The organism is Parvimonas oralis, assembly GCF_047608425.1.
Taxonomy (GTDB): domain Bacteria; phylum Bacillota; class Clostridia; order Tissierellales; family Peptoniphilaceae; genus Parvimonas.
The window spans coordinates 18,342-41,479 of record NZ_JBLKRS010000005.1 but is presented as its reverse complement, the minus strand read 5'-3'; the positions used below and the strand labels follow the sequence as shown (position 1 = coordinate 41,479).

The 23,138-nt window shown below is 29.6% G+C and carries 17 protein-coding genes and 1 riboswitch; of the genes, 12 read left to right on the top strand and 5 right to left on the bottom strand.

Features of this window, described 5'->3' with window-relative positions; genetic code table 11:
* The first annotated feature begins 17 nt into the window (after positions 1-17).
* Positions 18-338, top strand: coding sequence for a TfoX/Sxy family protein (locus tag ACMX2D_RS05975; RefSeq protein ID WP_414973143.1), 321 nt, complete (start codon positions 18-20; stop codon positions 336-338).
* A gap of 78 nt (positions 339-416) precedes the next feature.
* On the opposite strand, the gene ppdK is transcribed toward ACMX2D_RS05975, so the two are convergent.
* Positions 417-3,041 (bottom strand): pyruvate, phosphate dikinase, encoded by a 2,625-nt coding sequence (gene ppdK, locus ACMX2D_RS05970; RefSeq protein ID WP_414973142.1) that lies wholly within the window; start codon positions 3,039-3,041, stop codon positions 417-419.
* A gap of 13 nt (positions 3,042-3,054) precedes the next feature.
* Positions 3,055-3,861, bottom strand: coding sequence for a pyruvate, water dikinase regulatory protein (locus ACMX2D_RS05965; RefSeq protein WP_414973141.1), 807 nt, complete (start codon positions 3,859-3,861; stop codon positions 3,055-3,057).
* A 215-nt stretch (positions 3,862-4,076) separates the two neighbouring features.
* Between ACMX2D_RS05965 and ACMX2D_RS05960 the strand changes: the two genes are divergently transcribed.
* The 7 genes from ACMX2D_RS05960 (at position 4,077) to ACMX2D_RS05930 (ending at position 10,481) form a co-directional block, all read left to right on the top strand.
* Complete coding sequence (locus ACMX2D_RS05960) at positions 4,077-5,486, top strand: L,D-transpeptidase family protein (RefSeq protein WP_414973140.1); 1,410 nt, start codon at positions 4,077-4,079, stop codon at positions 5,484-5,486.
* A 332-nt stretch (positions 5,487-5,818) separates the two neighbouring features.
* Positions 5,819-6,709, top strand: a complete 891-nt coding sequence (locus ACMX2D_RS05955; RefSeq protein WP_414973139.1) for a CPBP family intramembrane glutamic endopeptidase — start codon at positions 5,819-5,821, stop codon at positions 6,707-6,709.
* A gap of 179 nt (positions 6,710-6,888) precedes the next feature.
* On the top strand, positions 6,889-7,239 hold the full coding sequence (locus ACMX2D_RS05950) for a GntR family transcriptional regulator (protein WP_269754661.1): 351 nt from the start codon (positions 6,889-6,891) through the stop codon (positions 7,237-7,239).
* A gap of 1 nt (position 7,240) precedes the next feature.
* Entirely contained in the window at positions 7,241-8,596 is a 1,356-nt protein-coding gene (locus ACMX2D_RS05945) for a hypothetical protein (RefSeq protein ID WP_414973138.1), read from the top strand.
* Between the two features lie 9 nt (positions 8,597-8,605).
* Positions 8,606-8,803, top strand: a complete 198-nt coding sequence (locus ACMX2D_RS05940) for a PLD nuclease N-terminal domain-containing protein (protein WP_004832345.1) — start codon at positions 8,606-8,608, stop codon at positions 8,801-8,803.
* Positions 8,803-9,717: an ABC transporter ATP-binding protein gene (locus ACMX2D_RS05935; protein ID WP_414973137.1), complete on the top strand. Its 915-nt coding sequence runs from the start codon at positions 8,803-8,805 to the stop codon at positions 9,715-9,717. Before ACMX2D_RS05940 ends, ACMX2D_RS05935 begins: the two co-directional genes overlap by 1 nt.
* Complete coding sequence (locus ACMX2D_RS05930; protein WP_414973136.1) at positions 9,714-10,481, top strand: hypothetical protein; 768 nt, start codon at positions 9,714-9,716, stop codon at positions 10,479-10,481. The genes ACMX2D_RS05935 and ACMX2D_RS05930 overlap by 4 nt, the downstream gene beginning before the upstream one ends.
* 43 nt (positions 10,482-10,524) lie before the next feature.
* On the opposite strand, the gene ACMX2D_RS05925 is transcribed toward ACMX2D_RS05930, so the two are convergent.
* A complete protein-coding gene (locus ACMX2D_RS05925; protein WP_414973135.1) occupies positions 10,525-11,001 on the bottom strand; it encodes a glutathione peroxidase in 477 nt (158 codons plus the stop codon).
* Between the two features lie 513 nt (positions 11,002-11,514).
* Between ACMX2D_RS05925 and ileS the strand changes: the two genes are divergently transcribed.
* Positions 11,515-14,610: an isoleucine--tRNA ligase gene (gene ileS, locus ACMX2D_RS05920; RefSeq protein ID WP_414973134.1), complete on the top strand. Its 3,096-nt coding sequence runs from the start codon at positions 11,515-11,517 to the stop codon at positions 14,608-14,610.
* A gap of 104 nt (positions 14,611-14,714) precedes the next feature.
* Here the strand turns inward: ileS and ACMX2D_RS05915 are convergent, their stop codons facing one another.
* On the bottom strand, positions 14,715-15,926 hold the full coding sequence (locus ACMX2D_RS05915) for an arginine deiminase (protein WP_414973133.1): 1,212 nt from the start codon (positions 15,924-15,926) through the stop codon (positions 14,715-14,717).
* A 1,373-nt stretch (positions 15,927-17,299) separates the two neighbouring features.
* Positions 17,300-17,830, bottom strand: a complete 531-nt coding sequence (locus ACMX2D_RS05910) for a folate family ECF transporter S component (RefSeq protein WP_414973132.1) — start codon at positions 17,828-17,830, stop codon at positions 17,300-17,302.
* A gap of 25 nt (positions 17,831-17,855) precedes the next feature.
* Positions 17,856-17,947: riboswitch (THF riboswitch) on the bottom strand.
* 191 nt (positions 17,948-18,138) lie between these two features.
* Here ACMX2D_RS05910 and secA point away from each other — a divergent pair.
* Genes secA through ACMX2D_RS05895 form a run of 3 tightly spaced genes read left to right on the top strand, consistent with a single transcriptional unit; the run spans position 18,139 to position 23,122 of the window.
* Positions 18,139-20,859 carry a preprotein translocase subunit SecA gene (gene secA / locus ACMX2D_RS05905; RefSeq protein WP_414973131.1) on the top strand — a complete coding sequence of 907 codons (2,721 nt, stop codon included), beginning with the start codon at positions 18,139-18,141 and terminating at the stop codon, positions 20,857-20,859.
* Positions 20,860-20,918: 59 nt separating this feature from the next.
* Positions 20,919-22,286 carry a 23S rRNA (uracil(1939)-C(5))-methyltransferase RlmD gene (rlmD, locus tag ACMX2D_RS05900; protein ID WP_414973130.1) on the top strand — a complete coding sequence of 456 codons (1,368 nt, stop codon included), beginning with the start codon at positions 20,919-20,921 and terminating at the stop codon, positions 22,284-22,286.
* A 47-nt stretch (positions 22,287-22,333) separates the two neighbouring features.
* The gene (locus ACMX2D_RS05895; RefSeq protein ID WP_414973129.1) at positions 22,334-23,122 is read left to right on the top strand and encodes a hypothetical protein; all 789 of its coding nucleotides are present in this window, start codon (positions 22,334-22,336) and stop codon (positions 23,120-23,122) included.
* Positions 23,123-23,138 lie beyond the last annotated feature (16 nt).

Genomic DNA, 23,138 nt, shown 5'->3' with positions numbered 1-23,138 from the left:
TGTTTTAGGAGGTTATTATGGCATCAAGTAAAGAATATTTAAAATATATTTTAGAACAGTTATCTGAACTTGAAGATATAAAATATAGGGGAATGATGGGAGAATATATTATCTATTATAAAGAAAAAGTTATAGGTGGAATATATGATGACAGATTTTTAGTAAAAGCTACAAAGAAAGCTATTGACTATGTTTCTGACATACAATTTCAATTGCCTTATGATGGAGCAAAGGAAATGCTATTGGTTGACGATGTGGAAGATAAAACGTATCTAAAAGGCTTATTTGATACAATGTATGATGAATTACCTTTCCCTAAAGTTAAGAAGAAAAAATAAAAAGTAAAAATTTTGTTATAAATTAAAATGGATAGCATTTCGCTATCCATTATTTTTTATATTTCTTCTAGTTAAAGTTTATTTGCTTTGTTTTATTTTAGCTTGTGCTGCTGCAAGTCTTGCGATTGGCACTCTGAAAGGAGAACATGATACATAGTCGATTCCTACAGAATTTAAGAATTCAATTGTATCAGGATCGCCACCGTGTTCACCACAAATTCCTACATGAAGATGAGGGTTTGTTTCTCTTCCAAGTTTGAAAGACATTTTTACTAATTTACCAACACCTTTTTGATCTAATTTTGCAAATGGATTAAAGTCGAATATTTTTTTATTTTCATATTCGTTTAAGAATTTTCCGGCATCATCTCTTGAAAAACCAAAAGTCATTTGTGTTAAGTCATTTGTACCATAACTAAAGAATTCAGCTTCTGTTGCGATTTCATCAGCAAGTAGGGCAGCTCTAGGAATTTCAATCATTGTTCCAATTTTGTACTTAATGTTTTCGTTCAATTCTTTTAGAGTCATTTCGATTTCTTCAACGATTTCTCTTTTTACATATTTTAATTCTTCAAGTTCTCCAACTAATGGAATCATTATTTCAGGAGTAATTGAGATATTCAAATCTTTTTGTGCTTTTATTGCAGCATTTATTATAGCTTTTGCTTGCATTCTATATATTTCAGGATAAGTAACTGCAAGTCTACAACCTCTGTGTCCAAGCATTGGGTTTACTTCTTCCAAATCTGTAATTACATCTCTTAAATGAGATTCGTCGATATTCATTTCTTTTGCCAAGTTTTTAATATCTTCATCTTCATAAGGTAAGAATTCATGTAGAGGTGGATCAAGCAATCTGATTGTTACTGATTTTTCTTTTAGTACACAGTAGATATCATAGAAATCTTTTTCTTGCATTGGTCTGATTTTTTCTAATGCTTCAACTCTTTGTTCAGTATTTTCTGAAAGAATCATTTGTCTTACAACAGGGATTCTATCTTTGTCAAAGAACATATGTTCAGTTCTACAAAGTCCAATTCCTTCAGCTCCAAATTCAACAGCTTGTTTTGCATCTCTAGGGTTATCAGCATTTGCTCTAACTCCTAAAACTTTTATTTCATTTACCCAATCCATAAAGATTTTAAAGTTTCCTGTTAATTGTGGATTTAATTTTTCAATTTCGCCTTTGTAAATAATTCCTGTTGTTCCGTCAAGAGAAATTATATCGCCTTCTTTGATAACTTCGTTTTGAGTTTTTATAACTTTTTCGATTTCATCAACCTTGATTTCACTTGCTCCTGCGATACAACATTTACCCATACCTCTTGCAACTACGGCAGCGTGTGAAGTCATACCGCCTCTTGCAGTTAAGATACCTTCAGCTTCAATCATTCCTTCGATATCTTCCGGTGAAGTTTCTTGACGAACTAAGATTACTTTTTCTCCTGATTTTACTGCATCAACTATATCTTTTGAGTGGAAATAAACTTTACCACTTGCAGCTCCCGGGGAAGCGGCTAAACCTTTTGATAAAATAGGAGTATTTTTCATCATTTCAGCATTGAAGATAGGGTGAAGAAGTTGGTCTAAACTCTTTGGTTCAACTCTTAAAATAGCTTCTTCTTTTGAAATTAATCCTTCATTAACTAAATCTACTGCTACATTTATTGCGGCATCTGTAGTTCTTTTTCCGTTTCTTGTTTGTAATAAGTATAATTTACCTTTTTCAATTGTAAATTCCAGGTCTTGCATATCTTTATAATGTTTTTCTAAAACTTTTGCAATTCTTAAGAATTCATCATAAACTTCAGGCATAATTTCTTTTAGCTTTTCAATTGATTCTGGAGTTCTAATACCTGCAACAACGTCTTCGCCTTGTGCATTCATTAAAAATTCTCCGAATAATTTATTTTCTCCTGTACTTGGATTACGAGAGAAAGCTACACCGGTACCACTTGTGTTACCCATATTACCAAATACCATTGCTTGAACATTTACAGCAGTTCCTAGTGAATCATCAATACCATTTAATTTTCTATAAACGATAGCTCTAGGATTCATCCAAGATTTGAAAACTGCTTTAATAGCTATGATTAATTGTTCAATAGGGTCTTGTGGGAATTCTTTGCCTGTTTCTTCTTTAAAAATTTTCTTAAATTTTTCAACTAAAATTTTTAAATCTTCAGCAGTTAGTTCTGTATCCAACTTTATATTTTTTTCTTCTTTAATTCTGTCAAGTTCATTTTCGAAGTAAATTTTTGGGATTTCCATAGCAACGTCGCTGAACATTTGGATAAATCTTCTGTAACTATCAAATGCAAATCTTTCATTATTTGTAGAATTTGCAAGACCGATAACTGATTTATCGTTAAGACCTAAGTTAAGAATAGTATCCATCATACCAGGCATTGATATAACGGCACCACTTCTTACAGAAAATAATAGAGGATTTTCTGTACTTGAAAAACTTTTTTGTAGCTTGCTTTCACAGTCTTTAATATGAGTTTTAATTTCTTCAATTAGACTTTCAGAAATTTTTTCGTCATTTTTGTAAAAATTATTACAAGCTTCAGTAGTAATAGTAAAACCAAAAGGAACATTTAGTCCAATGTTAGTCATTTCGGCAAGGTTAGCGCCTTTGCCACCCAATAAAGCTCTCATGTCTTTATTGCCTTCATCAAAATTGTAAACAAATTTGCTCATTTTTTTCCTCCAATTACTTATTAATTTTTAACAGATGTTTTAAGATAATGTCAGCTGTTTCTTCGATAGCTTTTGCTGATACATCTATTACGGGACAGCCTATTTTTTTCATTATTCGGCTAGAATATTCAAGTTCTTCAAGTATTCTATTTGAATTTGAATAAATACTATTATCAGGAAGACCTAAAGATTTTAGTCTTTCCTTTCTTATGCTTTCTAACTTTTCCGGAGAGTTTGTTAAGCCTATAATTTTTTTAGGCGAAACTTTAAATAATTCTTCTGGTACCGGTGTTTCAGGTACTAGTGGAATATTTGCAACTCTAATATTTTTGTTTGCAAGATACATTGACAACGGTGTTTTAGATGTACGAGAAATTCCTATTATTACAAGGTCAGCAATTAAAACTCCTCTCGGATCTTTTCCGTCATCGTAACGAACGGCAAACTCTATAGAGTCAATTCTTTTAAAATATTCTTCATTAAGTTTTCTAAGAGCGCCGGGTGTATTTCCGGGAGCCATATTACTCACTCTTTGAATTGCTAAAATAGATGCAGAAAGTAAATCTACATTAGTTATAGAATGTAGTTCTGAAAACTTTTTAACATAATCCAAAAGTGGAGCATCAACTAAAGAATAAAACAAAATTGAATTCTCAGTATCTTTACATTTGTTTAGTATCTCTGAAAGGTCTGAAAACTCTCTTATATGAGAGAATCTTTCAAAAGTGTACCCAATGTTGTTGAACTGAGCGAGAGCGGCACGTGCAAGTTGTTCCGCAGTTTCTCCGGTAGAGTCGGAAATTAAAAAAATGTTAAGCATTTATCTTCCTCCTTACTAAATATATTATAAACTTTTAATTAAGGAAATACAAGTTTTTTAAAAATTTTACTTTTAAAATTAAATATGATAAAATTAGATGATAATATTAATTGATTATTCTTTTGATATATTAAAATAAGTAAATAAAATGATTATAATACTTAAAATTATGGTATATATTAAATTATTATTAATATATTCTCATAAGAATGGAGGTGTATTTTTTGATTAAAATTAGCAAAAAATCAGATTCAGGGAAAAAATTATTTAAAAAAATAGGAATATTTTTGGGTGCATTGCTTTTATCAATTTATTTATTGGGAGTTATTATATTTTCTTTTATAGCTTTACCTAATACTAAAGTAAATGGAAATGATGTAAGCTTTGTAATGATAGATGATGTTTTCAATAAGGATTGGACAGATGTTTCTATTAAGTTAAATCGTGCTGATGGAAAAAGTGATTTTTTTAAACCTGAAAAGATTAATTATAATGAAGAATATTTAGCTGACAAGAAAATTTTACAAAATCAATTTACTTGGCCTATAGCGTTTTTTACAAGTCGTGATTTTAAATTAGAAGTAAATATAAGTTATGACAATGATAAATTTGAAGAATTTTTCAAAAATACTTTAATTTTAAAAGGTCTTAAACATCCGGAAGATGCGAAGATTATTTATAAAGACGGTAAGTATCAAATTCAAAGCGAAATTTCCGGAACTTATACAACCAAGGAAAAATTAAAAGAAGCTATTTTAATTGCTTTATCTGAAAGAAAAGAAAGTATTGATTTAAGTACAATTTCAGAGCAACCAAAGTTGAAAAAAGATGATCCGTCATTACAAGATGCTCTTTCAAAGTATGAAAAAATTTCGAAATTAAAGTATGAATTTAATATCGGTTCAAATAAAGAAGTGTTAGACGGGGAAATTTTGGCAAATATTTTTACTTTTGTTGATGGTGAATTAAAGCCGGATGAACAAAAGGCAAGAGATTATGTTAGAAGACTTGCTATAAAATATGATACTTTTGGAATGGATAGAAAATTCCAAACTACCGGAAAAGGAGAGGTTGTTGTTCCCGGTAAAGATGGAATATATGGATGGCAAATTGATGTTAATAAGACAAAAGATCTTTTAGTAGAAAAACTGTTAAAATATGAATCTGATTCTATCGAACCTGTTTTCATACACAAGGGATTATACTACGATAAAGAGGATGATATAGGTAATACCTATATTGAAATAGACTTAACCAGACAACATATGTGGTTTTACAAAGATGGAAAGCTTCTTTTAGAGACGGATGTTGTTACCGGAGATGTAAGTAAAAAGGTTGAAACCCAAATAGGAGTTATGAAAGTTTGGAGTAGAGAAAAAGATAGAAATCTTAAAGGATTATCTCCGCAAGGATATGATTATGTTGCTCATGTTGACTATTGGATGCCGATAAATTGGAAAGGTGTAGGGATTCACGATGCAACTTGGAGAAATGGAAAATTTGGCGGAAACATATACAAAACATCAGGAAGCTATGGTTGTATAAATACTCCACTTGATAAAGTAAAACAAATTTACGATAATGTTCAAATCAACACTCCGGTTATCGTATATAAAAGTAAATAAAAAATAAATTAAGTTTAGTAATTAAGGCTGATTTTTATGTCTTATTTGCTAAACTTTTTTTGTTTAAAATTGGATATAAAAAATCCATATTACAGTATTAAGCAAAGCAAATCTCATAACATGTCATTTCGACCGAAGTGAAACGGAGTGGAGAAATTTCATTGTGAAATAACGAAAGGTATGATGGAATAATTATAATATATATTATAAAGTTCTATATTTAGTGAAAGGGATTTTTACAGTCAAAATTATTAATTTTCCAACTGTTGACTTTTTAATTTAATTGTATTATATATAGTATAAGTATAAATTTTGAAAAAGGAGATTTAATTATGGAAAATATACAGGATAAAAAATGGTATGTTAATGTATTATATATATTGTGGATTTGTATAATAAGCTATGCAATTTTATTCATAAGCGAAATAATAGGAGGATTATTTATATCTAGGTTAGTTAAGGGATTATTTACATCCGGATTAATTAGAGGTGATGTATATATTTATACATTTATTATGTATATTTTATTCATTAATATATGGATTGGAGTTCTTTTTGTACTATTCATTTTTAAAAATAATCATTATATAATTGATAAAATAACAACAAAGACTAAAGGAAATAATATGGCAAATCTATTTTGGGGATTATTTATAGGATTTGTGTTAAATGGACTCTGTGCATTAATTGCCATGATAAATGGAGATTTTACTTTACGATTTAGTCAATTTGAAATATTTCGTGCTTTTGGTTTATTTTTCGCAGTTTTTGTTCAATCTTCTGCAGAAGAGTTATTATGTAGAGGATTTATGTATCAGAGATTATTAAAATCTACTAATAGTCCGGCTTTTGCAATTATATTTAATTCACTATTCTTTGCAGCTTTACATTTGTTCAATAATGGAATGTCTATTTTACCATTTTACTGTATATTAATTTTTGGCGTTTTTGCGTCAATGCTTGTATATTATTTCGACAGTTTGTGGATGGTAATGGGATTGCATGCAATGTGGAATTTTACTCAAAGTATATTATTAGGATTACCAAATAGTGGAAATAATGTTCCTTACTCCATTTTCAAAATCGGGAGCTCAGTAAAGGGAAGTTTTGCTTATAATCCGATTTTTGGGTTAGAGGGAACTATTTTATCTTGTGTTTTGATGACCGCTTGTTGTGTGGCATTGTATCTTTGGAAGTCAAAGAAAAAAGTTGAAATGGTATAAAAATATTTAAAATAGTTTAGCAATTAAGATTTAAAATTTCTTAAAAGCTAAACTTTTTTATTGTGAAATAACAAGGTTCCCGGGAACCCACCCGATGCAAAGCATCGTGGAAGGGTGGGGTTCTTATTGACTTTTTGTATTATCTGTATTATAATATATAATACAAGGAGATGAGAAAAATGTTTTTTATTGATACTTTGTCGGAAGTTCCTATTTACACTCAAATTTGTAACGGAATCATTAAAGAAATTGCAGAGGGAAATTTAAAAAATGGAGATGAATTACCTTCTGTTAGACAGCTTGCAAAAGATTTTGGAATAAATCCTATGACTGTGAATAAGGCTTATGGAATTTTAAAAAGTGAAAATGTAATAGAGATTGACAGACGTGTAGGCTCGATTGTATATGTTAGATGTACGGAAGAAAATATTGAGAACATAAAAGAAAATTTACAAAACTTAATTAATGAGGTTAAGATGAGAAATCTTGGAAAGGAGTTCTTGCTTGAGCTTATAGAAAGGAGTTTTTAATATGATTTACGATTTAATTTTAATTGGATGTCTATGGATGACTTTTACAATATGCTATTTTTCACAAAAGAAAGGATTTTCTTACAATAATAGGAAAATTTTACTTACTACAATTCCTATAAATGAGGTAGATAGTAAGGAAGTGCAAGAAATTAGTAAAAAAGCTTTAAAGAGTTTTAATTTACTTCATTTAGTATTTTTTATAATTTCATTTTTACCACTACTTACCAAAACTGATATAGAAATTCTATTTTTTATCGGAATAATCTTTGCTTATTTGATTTCTCTAGGATTTTTGTCAAATAAATATATAAAACAAATGAGAAAACTAAAAAAGGAAAAGAACTTTGCAAGTTTTACGAGAAAATATGTGGATTTTACAGTTTCAAAAGAAATAGATAAACAGAAACTTCCAATTTTCCTTTGGTTAATTCCTTTGGTGGTTTTTATTGGGGGATTTTCTATTTTTGGAACTTTTTCTGATATGGAGTTAATTTTGTTTATTTGCTTGTCAACAACTTTAATAGCAATGATATTTATGGGACTTTTCTGGAGAAGGTCTAAAATATCAGTAATAAGCGATAATAAAGAAAAGAATTTATATATAAATAAAATTAAAATTATAAAACTTCAAAATAAAATTTTTACTTTAGTAAATGTATATTCTGTTTTATTTTTAGTTTTAATATATTTACAAAAAATGGATAAATACTCTTTTCTTCCTTTTGTAGCAAGTATAATACTGATTACATTTTTTATCTTTTATATTATATCTACTGTTAATAAAATTGATATGGAAATAAGCAGTAATATTGAAGATGATAAATTTGTTGAAGATCAAGATGAATACTATGATATTTTTGGATATAAAAATCCGAATGATTCAAGAATTTTAGTACCTGATCCTATGAATACAGGTAATACAGTTATTAATCGTGGAAATAAAAAAGGGAAAATATTATTTGCCTTCTCAAATATAATTGTAGCATTTGTAATAATAGTTGCATTGGCATTAATTTTTGAAAAAGATTGGAAAGTTGAGATTTCAGATACCGTAAAAATTTCAACAATGCTTTATAAAGAAAATATAAAACAAAGTGATATTGAAAATTTAGAATTGCTTGATAAATTTCCTAAAAAAAGAGCTATTAGGATTAATGGTGGAGCTACTAAAGAAAAATCTTATGGTAATTTCTCTCTAGAAGGAGAAGGAAATGTTAGGCTTTATGTTTTCAACAAGACTGATAAGGTCATAAAGATAAGTAGAAAAAATGAAAAGCCGGTTTATATTAATATGAGAACTAATGAGAAAACTGAAGAGCTTTATGAAAAGTTAAAGAATTTTGTGGATAAATAGGAGGAGATTATGGACTTTTTAAGAGAACATTTTTTAATTTTATTGCCAATTATTATTATAAATATAACATTATTAGTAGTTGCATTAAGACATTGCTTAAAACATCAAAATTATAGATGTGGAAATAGATTGATATGGATTTGTGTGATAGTTCTTATTCAAACTATTGGACCTATTTCATATTTTGTATTTGGAAGTGAAGAATAGTGAATATTTTAACTGTAAAAAATCTAAGAAAAACTTTTAATGAAAATGACGTAATCAAAGATTTGTCTTTTAGTATCAAAGAAAAACAGATTTTTGGATTTCTAGGAAAAAATGGTGCTGGAAAAACAACCACTATGAAAATCATTTTAGGTTTTTTAAAAGCTGATTGTGGGGAGATTTTAGTTTTTGATGAAAAAGTCCATTTTGGAAATACGAAAACTAATAGATTTATTGGATATTTGCCTGATGTTCCGGAATTCTATGACTACATGACTTCAAAAGAGTATCTGAATTTATGTGGAGAAATTACGGGATTATCAAAATCAGAAATTAAAGAAAGAACAGAAGAAATATTACATTTAGTCGGACTCAAAGATGAAAATAAGAGAATAGGAAAATTTTCTAGAGGAATGAAGCAACGTCTTGGAATTGCTCAGGCTTTGTTTAATAGACCTAAATTACTAATCTGCGATGAGCCGACTTCAGCTTTAGATCCAATCGGTAGAAAAGAAATTTTGGATATACTATTAAAGATTAAGGAGCATACAACGGTCTTATTCTCAACTCATATCCTACAAGATGTTGAAAGAGTTTGTGATAAGTTTTTGATATTAAATGACGGTGTTAATAGCTTAAATGGAAATATATCCGACATCAAAAATATGGGATTAAAAGATAAAATTTCAGTAGAATTTTTTAAAATTGAAGATAGGGATTTATTTTTAAATAAATTTGAAATTAATAATATTAAAGTTGAATTAAAGGATTGCTCTGCAATATTTTCTTCTTTTGAAAACTTGAAATATATTGAAAATAGAATATTTAAAACTGTTTTGGATAATAATTTGCTTATTGGTAGCTACAATATAATTAAGCCTTCATTAGAAGATTTATTTATAGAGGTGATAAAATGAAAGTATTTATAGCATTGTTAAAGAAAGAATATCTTGAAAGTGTTAGAAATAAAAAATTATTTATAATGTCTTTTATATTTTTATTTCTTGGTATTCTAGGTCCTGTTACAGCAAAAATATCTCCTGAAATTTTAAAATCATTTTTAGGAGAAGAACTAGCTAAAGGGCTTCAAGAGCCTACATTTATTGATTCATGGGCACAGTTTTTTAAAAATGTAACTCAACTTGGCTTTATATTTATAGCTATAATTTTCAGTAATTATATAGTAAATGAGTTTTCTAAAAAAACATTAGTAAATTTAGTTGCAAAGGGATTACCTAGATTTCAGATAGTAATTTCTAAAATGATTTTTGCTTCTTTACTATGGACAGTATCTTTCATTATTTACTGTTTAATCTTTAATATATATACAGTTTATATATTTAAAGAAAATGTTGAGATATTACTTGCAATAAAGGCTTCAATCCCAATTTGGATATTTGGAATATTTTTAATAATCTTGGAATGTTTTGCAGGTTTTGTGTTTAGAAATACTGTCGGTGCTTTATCAACTTTAGTTATAACAGTTGCATTACAATTTTTACTTGGAATGTATGATAAAATAGCTAAGTTTTTACCAATGTTTTTAATCTCGGACAATATTAATTTCATTAAGGGAAGTATGTCATTTATGGATTATAAATACTCAATTACAATTACAATATTACTTACAATTTTGATGATTTTTACATCTATATTTACATTAAATAGAAAAGAAATTTAAAAATGCATTGTTCATTCGACAATGCATTTTTGCTTTCTTTAAATTATTTTAAAAGTTCCAATATATGTTGTTCAATATCTTTCGGCTTTGTTGTTGGAGCAAATCTTGAAACAACATTTCCGTTTTTATCAACTAGAAACTTTGTAAAATTCCATTTTATTTTGTTCCCTAAAAGACCGGATTTTTTTGCCTTTAAAAATTTATATAATGGATGAGTATCTTTTCCGTTCACTTCTATTTTTTCAAACATAGGAAAAGTTACACCGTAGTTCAAACTACAAAAAGATTTAATTTCTTCATTAGTTCCTGGGTCTTGATTTTTAAATTGATTACAAGGAAATCCCAAAACCACAAAATCTTTATTTTTATAGTCATCATATAGTTTTTGTAATCCTTCAAATTGCGGAGTGAAACCGCAACCGCTGGCTGTATTTACTATAAGTAAAACTTTGTTTTTAAATTGTTCCATTGAAACTTCGTTTCCATCAATATCATTTACTTTAAAATCATAAATATTCATTTCTACCTCCGAAAACATGTATAAGATATATTTATTTTAATACCCTTAATAATAGAATAACAAACATAAATCAACTTGTTTTTGTAAATAATATTTTTTATGAATAAAAATATTTAATAATTTTATTGTTATAAAATGAAAAATATCGAAAAACAATTTTTTCTAATGAAATATTTAAAAGTAAAAAAATAGAAATTTATATTGAATTTTTATTAAATGAATTGAATAAAAAATTTGACTTTTTTATGCATTTATAGTATAATTATGCCTATATTTTATAATAAACAATGAAGAGGACGGAGCTTGTGAATTAACTCAGAGAGATAGTGTATGGTGCAAACTATTTTATGAAGCAAACTCGTATCAACTTGGAGTTTTTTGGTTAATCCCGTTAAGGATTTTTGAGTGATTTAAGATTTTTTTAATCTTAAATAATTTGGGTGGTAACACGGAAAAATTTCGTCCCTAAGATTTTATCTTAGGGATTTTTTTATAGAAAAAATGGAGGTATATATGGCAAAGTTTAGAGAACTTTCAAAAGAGTCCGTTAAGGATAGAGAAATGAAAATATCTGAATATTGGAATGAGATAGATTTGTTGCATGAATCTGTAAATGCAAGAGAGGGACAAAAAAATTATATATTTTTTGATGGTCCTCCAACAGCAAATGGTAAACCCGGTATTCACCATGTTATAAGTCGTACTTTAAAGGATATGACTTGTAGATATAAAACTATGAAAGGTTTTAAAGTAAAGAGAAAAGCAGGTTGGGATACTCATGGACTACCTGTTGAAATTGAAGTTGAAAAGAAATTAGGACTTACAAGTAAAAAAGATATTGAAAATTATGGTGTAGAAAAATTCTGTAAGGAATGTAGAGATTCTGTTTTTGTTTACGAAAGTAAATGGAGAGAAATGTCTGAAAGAATGGCTTTCTTGGCGGATATGAACAATCCTTATATAACTCTTGACAACAATTATATTGAATCTGTTTGGAATCTTTTGAATGAGATTTTCAAAAAAGGTTTAATGTATGAAGGAGCAAAGATTTTACCATATTGTCCACGTTGTGGAACAGGTCTTGCATCTCACGAAGTAGCTCAAGGCTATGAAATGATTAAGACTACAACAGTTTATGCAAAGTTTAAGAAGAAGGACGAAGATGCTTACTTTATCGCATGGACAACAACTCCTTGGACTCTTCCTTCTAATGTTGCTTTGACTGTTAATCCTAATGTAACTTATGTTAAGGTAAAATATAAAGATGAAATTTTCTATTTAGCTGAAAATCTAGCAACTAAAGTTTTAGGAGAAGATTATGAAGTTGTAGAAAAATTCTTAGGAAAAGATATGGAATATTGGGAATATGAACAACTTATTCCTGAAATTGAAACAAAACAAAAAGCATTTTTTGTAACTCTTGCAGATTATGTAACTGTTGAAGACGGTACAGGTATTGTTCATACTGCTCCTGCTTTTGGGGAAGATGACTATCAAACAGGAAGAAGATATAATCTTCCGTTGATTAATCCTGTTAATGAAGAAGGAAAATTCAGCACTACAAGATATGAAGGCAGACCTGTTATGGAATGTGACGCTGATATTATCACATATCTTTTTGAAAATAATAAGGCATTGAAAAAACAAAAGGTTGAACATAATTATCCACATTGTTGGAGATGTCATACACCTTTAATTTACTATTCAAAACCATCTTGGTACATTGAAGTAACTAAATATAAAGACAAATTAATTGAAAATGCAAAGGCTGTAAATTTCTATCCTGATTTTGTTGGAGAAAAGAGATTTGCAAACTGGCTTGAAAACTTAAATGACTGGGCAATTAGCCGTTCAAGATATTGGGGAACTCCTTTCAATGTTTGGAAATGTGATTGCGGTCATTGTACAAGTGTTGGCTCAAGAAAAGAATTGGCTGAAAGAAGTATTGAAGATATTGACGAAAATATCGAATTACACAGACCTTATGTAGATAATGTTCATTTGAAATGTGAAAAATGTGGTGGCACAATGACAAGAGAAAAAGACGTTATCGACGTTTGGTTTGACTCCGGAGCAATGCCTTTCGCACAACACCATTATCCTTTTGAAAACAAAGAAAACTTTGGAGAATTATTCCCAGCAGATTTCATTAGTGAAGGAATTGACCAAACTCGTGGATGGTTCTATTCATTACTTGCAATTTCAACATTAATAACGGGAGAATCTCCATATAAAAATGTTTTAGTAAATGATTTGATTTTGGATAAAGATGGCAAGAAGATGAGTAAATCTCGTGGAAATACAATTGATCCGATAGAATTATTTGACAAATACGGAGCAGATGCTGTGAGATTTTATTCGCTTTATGTTTCACCACCTTGGGTTCCAACTAGATTTGATGTCGAAGGACTTAGAGAAATTGAAAGTAAATTCTTCAGATCTTACAAGAATACTTATAATTTCTTCCAACTTTATTCAGGAACTGACGATATAGATCCAAGAGAGTTCTTTGTAGAATACGATAAGAGACCTGAAATAGATAGATGGATATTATCACGTTATAATAACCTTTTAAAGATGTATAATGAAAATATGGATAAATTTGAAGTTACAAAAGTTGTTCGTGCTATTTCCGATTTTGTAATTGAAGATTTGTCAAATTGGTATATCAGAAGAAATAGAAGAAGATTTTGGAATACAGAAGTTGATGACGACAAAAAAGCTGTTTACAATACAACTTATGAAATACTACTTGGAATTTCAAAGATTATTGCTCCAATTACACCTTTTGTTGCAGAAGAAATGTATCGTAATTTAACTGACAAGAAGAGTGTTCATTTAGATTTTATTCCTGAATGTGATGAAAGTCTAATTGATGAAGCATTGGAAGAAAAAATGGATATCGTTAGAAATCTTGTAACAATTGGTCGTGCAAGTCGTGAAAAAGTTAAGATTAAAGTTAGACAACCACTTTCTGAAATAGTTGTTGATTTTGCTTTAAAAGAAAAAATTGGCGACTTAGAAGAATTGATTAAGGAAGAACTTAATGTTAAAAAAGTTGTATTCGAAAAAGATTTATCAGGCTTTATGAATTATATGTTAAAACCGGATTTTAAAGTTTGTGGTAAAATTTTAGGAGCTAAAATTAAAGAATTTGGAAAATTCTTAAATGAAACAAATGCAAAAGAATTTATAGAAAAACTTGAAAAAGGTTCTGTTTTTGTAAATCTAAATGGAGAAGAAACTGAAATCTTAAAAGAATATGTTGATGTAAAAGTTAGTGCAAAAGAAGGCTTTGACGTTACTATGGAAAATAATCTTTTCGTAATTTTAGACACAACTTTAACTGATGAATTACTTGACGAAGGTTTTGCAAGAGAAGTAATTTCAAAAATACAACAAATGAGAAAATCTGCTGATTTTGACGTTCTTGATGAAATTAGAATAAAATGTGCATGTTCAGAAAGATTGAAAAAAGCAGTTGAGAACTACAAAGAATTTATAATGAATGAAACTTTAAGTGTTGAATTGACTTTTGTTGACAATTTAGATACAGAGGAAGTTGACTTTAATGGAGAAGTTGGAAAATTATTTGTAGAAAGAGTTTAATAAAAAACTTTGAAAAACAACGGGTAAAAATCCGTTGTTTTTTTGTGCTAAAATAAGGCATAGAAAAAGCACAGAAATTCTGTGCTTTAATTAAAATCTTTTTATTATAAGTTTTCTCTAAATAGAGGCATACTCATACATCTTGGACCCCCACGTCCTCTAGATAATTCACCTGAATCAATCTTATGAAGTTTTACTCCTTTTTCTTCAAGTAATTGATTTGTTATAGTATTTCTATCATAAACGATAGCTTCTCTAGGTGCGATAGCTAATGTGTTATATCCGTCAGACCATTGTTCTCTATGTGTATCTAAAAGTCCACCTTTTCCTTCGCGGATAAAGTCAATTTTATCAACATGTAAATATTTTTTCAATACAACTTCTATATCAGTTGATTCAACTTCAACTTTTACTTTTCCATCAACTAATTTTAATGAATAAATTTCTAATGTCTTTTCGATTTCAGGATGTAGAGTGAATAAATCTCTATCAACTGAAGTTAAAACAGTATCAAGATGCATAAAAGCTCTGTTGTTTGGAATTACCAAAGCAAGTACGGTTTTTACTCCGTTTTCATCAGTAAGAAGTCTTTTTGCAATAGTTTCAATGGCTATTGGTGTTGAACGTTGAGAAATACCGATAGCAACAACATCTTCAGATAAAACTAAAATATCTCCACCCTCAATTGAAGGAATATCTGTTCTATTATACCACTTTTTAATTCCTTTAAATTCTTTATGATGTTCAAATATTTGTTTTCCAAAAAGAGTTTCTCTTCTTCTTGTAACGGACCACATTGTATGAAGACTTACTCCGTCTTTAATAAATGAAAAAGGATCTCTTGTAAAATATAGATTTGGAAGCGGTTTTGAAATGAAGAAATCATTTTTTGAAACAAGTTCGCTCAAAGTTGAAGGCTCTCTTAAATCTACTTCATTCTTCCTAACACCTTCCATCATTTTTAAAACTAATTCTTTATTATCTTTGATAGAAAATAAAAATTCTCTTAATAATCTTTTTTCATTCTCTACATGAACATCCGCATTATCTAAAAATTCTTCAATAAAAGCAGTTCTTATACCGTCATCATAAAGACTTTCAGCACACAAATCTTCAAGATAGAATACTTCACATCCATTTTGTCTAAAAATGTTTGCAAACATATCATGTTCTTTTTGTGCATTTTCCAAAAATGGAATTTCATCAAAAAGAAGTTCATCAAGTAAATAAGGTGTTAAATTTAAAAGTTCTTTATGAGGTCTGTGAAGTAAAACTGATTTTAATTTTCCAATTTCAGAATTTACATTAATTTTCATAGCTCCCTCCTTAAACTTACTAGCTATATTATAACAAATAAAATATTTAAAGACAATACATTTTTATAGATATATTGACAAACATAGAACAAAGTTTTACATTTTTCACATTATATTTTTTATATGTTTAAATAACAAATCAAATATATTATTATTCAAATTAATGTAATTTTTTCTCGTGAAAACAATTAGCAAAGTAAAGCTCCTAATACGTCATCTCGACCGGAGTTGAGCATAGCGAAACGAAGCGAAGCTGAGTGTAGCGAATCTAGCTCTAACTTAGATTATTTACTTGTAAAGAGAATTAACTAATTCACGTCAAAATACTTAGCATAGTAAAGCTCCTTACACGTCATCTCGACCGAAGTGAAACGGAGAGAATCTAGCCCTAACTTAGATTATTTACTTGTAAATAATCTATAGTAGGTCTGACGCAAAGATTGTCCAAATCTTGATTTGGATACAATCGACTGTGGAGATCTCATACTTTTGCTTTAGCAAAAGTAAATGTATCGAAGATACATAAAAAATATTTTAGAATTTCTTTCAGAAATACTATTGCTTATAACTAAGCAATAGTTGAGATTTCTCCACTTCACTTCGCGTTGCTTCGTTACGGTCGAAATGACGGGTAAGGAAGTACCCTCGTTTAATAGTTTACATAAATAGTGACAAATCTATTCAAAAAGGGTATAAGTAAGGAAGTACCCTCGTTTAATAGTTTACCGTTAATAGTAAAACAGCTTTCGATTTATAAAAAAATTTTAACATACAAAAAAACTCACGTCAAAGTAGTTAGAAAAGTAATGCCACTAAAACGTAATTTCGACTGAAACCTTAGCAAAATGAATCTATCCCTAAATTTATTTACCTGTAGAGGATTTAATAGTTCACGTCAAAAACCAAGCAAAGTAATGCTCTCAACACGTCATCTCGAGCGAAGTCGAGAGATCTCATACTTTTGCTTTAGCAAAAGTAAATGTATCAAAGATACATAAAAAAATTATTGTAGAATTTCTTTCAGAAACACTATTGCTTGTAAAAGAGCTTACGATTTATTAAAAAAATTATAACGAACAAAAACTCACGTTAAAATAGTTAGCAAAGTAATGCCCCTAATACGTCATCTCGACCGGAGTGAAACGGAGAGAATCTAGCCCTAACTTAGATTATTTACTTGTAAATAATCTATAGTAGGTCTGACGCAAAGATTGTCCAAATCTTGATTTGGATACAATCGACTGTGGAGATCTCATACTTTTGCTTTAGCAAAAGTGAAATGTGTTATAGACACATTAATTACTCACAAAAAAACTGACTGCAATTGCAGCCAGTTGTTAATTCGTGTTTATGATTTTTCTTTATTAAAATTTTTATCTGTATGTTTTTTTTATTCTTGTAGTTAAAACTAAAATTGCAACAAAAGTAATTCCCATTTGAATTAAATTTGGCAATGTTCTTGAAGCAACATAATACCAAAATCCTTTACCTCTTGTGATAGATAGCCAAAAGCTGTCTAAAAATATTGTAACTGTAAAAGAAAGAATTGATATAAGTGCAACTTTTAAAATTATAGAAAGTTTACTTTCTTTTTCAATATTTTTTCCAAGTATAAGTCCCGGAAAAAATCCCATTATCATATTAGTAAACATATATCCTGGGAAATACATTCCGGGAGAACCCAAAGTCATGAAATAAATCAATGGATCAGAAGCTCCACCAATCATAGTTCCAAGTGTAGGTCCTAATAATATACCTGAGAAAATCATAGGTATAAATCTAAGTGTAATTCTTCCACTTCTAGGTGGGAATAAATAAATATTTTGATAAGACAAAATAACTGTTAAAGCTATCATAAGTCCTGATATAGCTAATTGTGTGGTTGTAAACCTATTTTTTTTCATTTTTCTCCTTTCAAAAATCAATGCCAACAGTGGATGCGAAAACTAACCACGAGAATTCTCTTCGTTTACAAGCAACATCCCATCTTGTAACACTTAATGCAAGTTTCCTACTCTGCCTAAAAAATAGGCTACTATTGGTATCACACGAATACCAAATTATTTTATAAGATTTTAAAAAAATTGTCAATATCTTACATTAAAACGGAAAAAATTATTTGTATAAATTCTTTTTGAAAATTTGTAAATTTTGAGTATTTATGGTAAAATATCAGTTGTGATAAAATATATATTTTAAATAGAGGTGAGTTATGGGATTTTTTAGTGATATTTTTAATTCTTCTGCAAAAAGAGTTAAAAAGATAAACCCAATCGTAGATAAAATAATGTCCTACGAAGAAAAATATTCAAAATTAACAGATGATGAACTTAGAAATAATACAGAAATATTTAAGACTAGATTAGCAAATGGTGAAACTTTAGACGATATATTACCTGAAGCTTTTGCAACTGTTAGAGAGGCTGCTTATAGAGTTTTAGGTATGAAACATTATAGAGTACAGTTAATTGGTGGGGTTGTTCTACACGAAGGTAGAATTGCCGAAATGAAAACAGGTGAAGGAAAAACTTTAGTTGCCACTTTGCCTTCATATTTGAATGCTCTTACAGGTAAGGGTGTTCATATAGTAACAGTAAATGATTACCTTGCAAAGAGAGATAAAGAGTGGATGGGTAAAATTCACGAATTTTTAGGCTTGAAAGTAGGTTGTATTTTACACGGACTTTCAAATGATGAAAGACGTGAAAACTATAATTGTGATATAACTTATGGTACAAACTCAGAATTCGGTTTCGACTACCTTAGAGATAATATGGTTGTTTATAAAGAAGAACTTGTTCAAAGAGGACTTAATTATGCAATCGTCGACGAAGTTGACTCGATTTTAATTGACGAAGCTAGAACTCCACTTATTATTTCAGGTGAAGGAGATCAATCAACAGACTTGTATGCACTTGCTGATAGATTTGTAAAAAGTTTAAAGGGAAGAATTGCAGATCCAAGTGAAGAAAATGAAGACTTTTACAACAGAGAGCTAAGAGAAGAAACTGTTGATTTTGTAGTTAATGAAAAACATAAAACTGCAAACTTAACTGAAATTGGTACTGAAAAAGCAGAAGAATTTTTTGGACTTGTAAACCTTTCAGATCCAGTTAATATGGAAGTTGCACATCATATTAATCAAGCGTTGAAAGCTAACAACACAATGCAAAGAGATGTTGATTATGTTGTAAGTGAAGATGGAGAAATCTTAATCGTAGATGAATTTACTGGACGTATCATGGAAGGTAGAAGATACAGTGAAGGACTTCACCAAGCTATTGAAGCTAAAGAAGGTGTTGAAATTAAGTCTGAATCTAGAACTCTTGCTACAATCACTTATCAAAATTACTTCAGAATGTATGAAAAATTGGCTGGTATGACAGGAACTGCAAAGACTGAAGAAGATGAATTCAATGAAATTTATCATATGGATGTTATTGAAATTCCAACAAATAAACCAGTTATAAGAATAGATCATCACGATAGAGTTTATTTAACAGAAGAAGCTAAATTTAAAGCAATTGTTGAAGAAATTGAAAGAATTCATGCAACAGGTCAACCTGTACTTGTTGGTACAATTTCAATCGAAATTTCAGAATTACTAAGTGCAATGCTTAAGAAAAAAAGAATAGAACATGATGTGTTGAATGCTAAATTCCATGCAAGGGAAGCTGAAATAGTTGCTCAAGCAGGGGTTTTCGGTAAAGTTACTATTGCAACAAATATGGCAGGTCGTGGTACCGATATTCTTTTAGGTGGTAATCCTGATTTTATGGCTAAACATGAAATGAAGAAAAATGGAACACCTCAATACATTTTAGATAATTTAGACTCTTTCTGGGAAACTAATGATGAAGAAGTTTTAGAAGCTAGAAAAGTGTTTAAGAACTTGTATGAAAAATATAAGGCTCAAACTGATGAAAATGCGAAGAAAGTAATTGAAGCAGGTGGTCTTTTCATTGTTGGTACTGAAAGACATGAATCAAGACGTATTGACAATCAGTTAAGAGGTCGTTCAGGTCGTCAAGGAGACCCTGGTGAATCAAGATTTTTCGTTTCCCTTACAGATAACCTAATGCGTTTATTTGGTGGAGAAGCTATACAAAAATTTGCCATGAATAGAAATTATGACCCGGATGAAGTATTGGAATTTGGTACTGTTACAAAGAGAATTGAAAGAGCTCAAGAAAGAGTTGAAGCAAATAACTTTGGTATCAGAAAGAATGTATTAAAATATGATGACGTTATGAATGTTCAAAGAAATGTAATCTACAAAGAAAGACGTGCAGTTCTTGACGGTGCAGATATGAAAGACACTATTCAAGAAATGTTGATTGAATTCGTAGATGCAACAGTTGAACAATATTCTGACGGAAAATCAATAGAATTAAGCGATTTAAAAATGGCAATTGAAAATGCATATTTACCTCACGGTTTATTAAACTTTGATGAAATGAAGGGCTTAAATAAAGAGGAATTAAAAAGCTATATAACAGAAGTTTCTCAAAAATTCTATGCTGAAAAAGAAGAGCAAATCGGCGAAGAACAAATGAGAGAAATTGAAAGAGTAATTATGCTTATGGTTGTCGATAGAAAATGGATGGATCATATAGACGCTATGGATCAATTAAGACAAGGTATCGGTATAAGATCTTACGGACAACAAGACCCTGTAAGAGCATACGGAGCAGAAGGCTTTGAAATGTTTAACGAAATGAACGAATCAATCAGAGCAGACGTTCTAAAGGGATTATTCAACATTCAACCTGCAGGAGCTGAAATCGAAAGAGAAAGAGCGGCAGTAGAAGTTTCAACAAATGTTCCGGACGAACAAACAACAGTTGTTAAAGGAAAACAAGTTGGAAGAAATGACCCATGCCCTTGCGGAAGCGGTAAAAAATATAAAAAATGTTGTGGAAGAAATAAATAGATAAGTTAGAGGAAAGAGTGAAGTTATTTCGCTCTTTTCTGCTAATAGAAAGGAAATATATGTCAAGAAGAAAGAAAAAATATATAGAGGGAATAATTGAAAAAGTCAATTTTCCAAATATGTCCGAATTTACTTTTGAAGATAAGAAAGTAAATTTTAAAGGTGGAATTGAAGGGCAAAAAGTTTCTGTAGTCGTTGGAAGAAAAAGAGAAAAACATATGGAAGCTAAACTTTTGGGAATTTTAGAAAAAAGTCCACTTGAAACTAACACAACTTGTCCAAATTATTTGGAATGTGGAGGTTGTAGCTATCAAAGCGTTCCTTATGAATATGAACTTAAACTAAAACAAAGACAGATAAAGGAACTTTTTGAAGATGTATATTCAGAAGAACCTGAAATATTTGAAAGTCCATTAAAAACAGCATACAGAAACAAAATGGAATATACTTTTGCAGATATGTATAAAGACAGTCCAATAATGCTCGGAATGCATAAGAAGAATAGATTTTACGAAGTTGTTGACACAAAAGAATGTAATTTAGTACATAGTGATTTTGAAATAATAAGAAATGCAATTATCGACTTTGTAAGAGAAAAAAATCTTCCATTTGTTAAAAAGAGAACTCACGAAGGACTTTTAAGACATTTAATCATTCGTTATGCATTGACAACTGGCGAAATAATGGTAAATATCGTAACGACAACGCAAAGTGAGTTTAATAAACAAAGTTTTGTAGAGATGCTTCTAGGATTGAAACTTGAAGGAAATATTAAATCTATCGTGCATACTGAAAATGACTCGCTTGCAGATGCTGTTGTTCCGGAAAAAATAAATATAATTTTTGGAAAAGAATACATAACAGAAAAAATATTTGACTTGGAATTTAAAGTAACACCATTTTCATTTTTCCAACCAAATGTATTTGGAGCAATAAATCTATACTCAAAAGCAATTGAACTCTGTGGAGACATAGAAAACAAAGTAGTCTTTGATTTATATTCAGGAACGGGAACAATAGGACAAATTGTAGCTAGAAAAGCAAAAGCAGTCTATGGAATTGAAATCGTAGAAGAAGCAGTCGAAAGTGCGAATAAATCCGCAAAGGAAAATGGACTAACAAATTGTACTTTCATAGCCGGAGATGTGCTAGAAGAAATTGAAAACAGAAAAGAAATGGTAGATGTAATCATCGTAGATCCACCAAGAGACGGAATAAACCAAAAAGCATTGGAAAAAATAATCTCTTGCGGGGCAAAAACAATGGTATACATTTCTTGCAATCCAAAAACACAAAAAAGAGACGTACAAGTTCTACTTGAAAATGGATATGAACTAAAAACATTAAAAGTCTTTAACCAATTTCCAAGAACAGTTCATTGTGAGACGGTATCACTGCTTGTACGAGCTGATACATCAACAAAGTAGAAATTGAGTATATTTATATTTCCAGCACCAAATGGAGGTGACAACAAGTGATTCATCTTAGTCGCTTAAAAAAAACGAATGAAAATTGTTTAATAGACAATCATAACCATTCCGATAAGAGTTTTAAAAATATAGATACCAAAGAAGGAACTTTAATCGACTGCCATCAATTTCAGAAAAACAACGCAACTTGGTTCGCTTATCGAAAAAGTGACAATGAAATTCGGATTGAAGTGAGAGACGAAAAGAATCTTCAAAGTTTCTATTTAGATTTGGAAGATAGCTTTCTTGATTCTGAGGTAACTTTTAGGAGTTTCTCTGATAATAATAGAATTATCATTTCATTGACAGCGGGACAGGATGGTTCACAGGACTTTTGCCTTGAATTTTTGAATTATGAGCTAAGTGTGAGGCATAAATTTCCACGAAATTTAGCGTATGTTTTTACGATTGATGATGAAAGTTCGTTGTTGGTAAATTTTTACACGACTGAATTTTATAAAATATCGAACAATGATTTTCAAATAGAGTCTAGTCAACGATTTCCTGTATTTGAAAATGACGGGGTTTCAAACGTATGGAAGATTAACGATTCTTATGGTGTATTCTCTACAACGGAAGAAAGATGGTTTGTGTTTCATTTAAAGACATTGAGGCTCATTGATGAAATGGTACTAGATAAATGCCAAGGAGAATACTCTGGGGTAGACACACTGTTTCAGACAAGCAATCAATTGATTTTTAGATGCTATCATTACAATGAAGGAACAAAAGAAGTTGAATACATTATTGTGAAAAAGAATTATTTAGAGAGCGTGATTAAAAAATCAAGCTAAGGAAAGTTTAGGAGGG

Bases quoted from the DNA above. Each gene is read 5' to 3' on its own strand.
- ACMX2D_RS05975 (WP_414973143.1), top strand. From the start codon at position 18: ATGGCATCAAGTAAAGAATATTTAAAATATATTTTAGAACAGTTATCT.
- ppdK (WP_414973142.1), bottom strand. From the start codon at position 3,041: ATGAGCAAATTTGTTTACAATTTTGATGAAGGCAATAAAGACATGAGA.
- ACMX2D_RS05965 (WP_414973141.1), bottom strand. From the start codon at position 3,861: ATGCTTAACATTTTTTTAATTTCCGACTCTACCGGAGAAACTGCGGAA.
- ACMX2D_RS05955 (WP_414973139.1), top strand. From the start codon at position 5,819: ATGGAAAATATACAGGATAAAAAATGGTATGTTAATGTATTATATATA.
- ACMX2D_RS05950 (WP_269754661.1), top strand. From the start codon at position 6,889: ATGTTTTTTATTGATACTTTGTCGGAAGTTCCTATTTACACTCAAATT.
- ACMX2D_RS05945 (WP_414973138.1), top strand. From the start codon at position 7,241: ATGATTTACGATTTAATTTTAATTGGATGTCTATGGATGACTTTTACA.
- ACMX2D_RS05940 (WP_004832345.1), top strand. From the start codon at position 8,606: ATGGACTTTTTAAGAGAACATTTTTTAATTTTATTGCCAATTATTATT.
- ACMX2D_RS05930 (WP_414973136.1), top strand. From the start codon at position 9,714: ATGAAAGTATTTATAGCATTGTTAAAGAAAGAATATCTTGAAAGTGTT.
- ACMX2D_RS05925 (WP_414973135.1), bottom strand. From the start codon at position 11,001: ATGAATATTTATGATTTTAAAGTAAATGATATTGATGGAAACGAAGTT.
- ileS (WP_414973134.1), top strand. From the start codon at position 11,515: ATGGCAAAGTTTAGAGAACTTTCAAAAGAGTCCGTTAAGGATAGAGAA.
- ACMX2D_RS05915 (WP_414973133.1), bottom strand. From the start codon at position 15,926: ATGAAAATTAATGTAAATTCTGAAATTGGAAAATTAAAATCAGTTTTA.
- ACMX2D_RS05910 (WP_414973132.1), bottom strand. From the start codon at position 17,830: ATGAAAAAAAATAGGTTTACAACCACACAATTAGCTATATCAGGACTT.
- secA (WP_414973131.1), top strand. From the start codon at position 18,139: ATGGGATTTTTTAGTGATATTTTTAATTCTTCTGCAAAAAGAGTTAAA.
- rlmD (WP_414973130.1), top strand. From the start codon at position 20,919: ATGTCAAGAAGAAAGAAAAAATATATAGAGGGAATAATTGAAAAAGTC.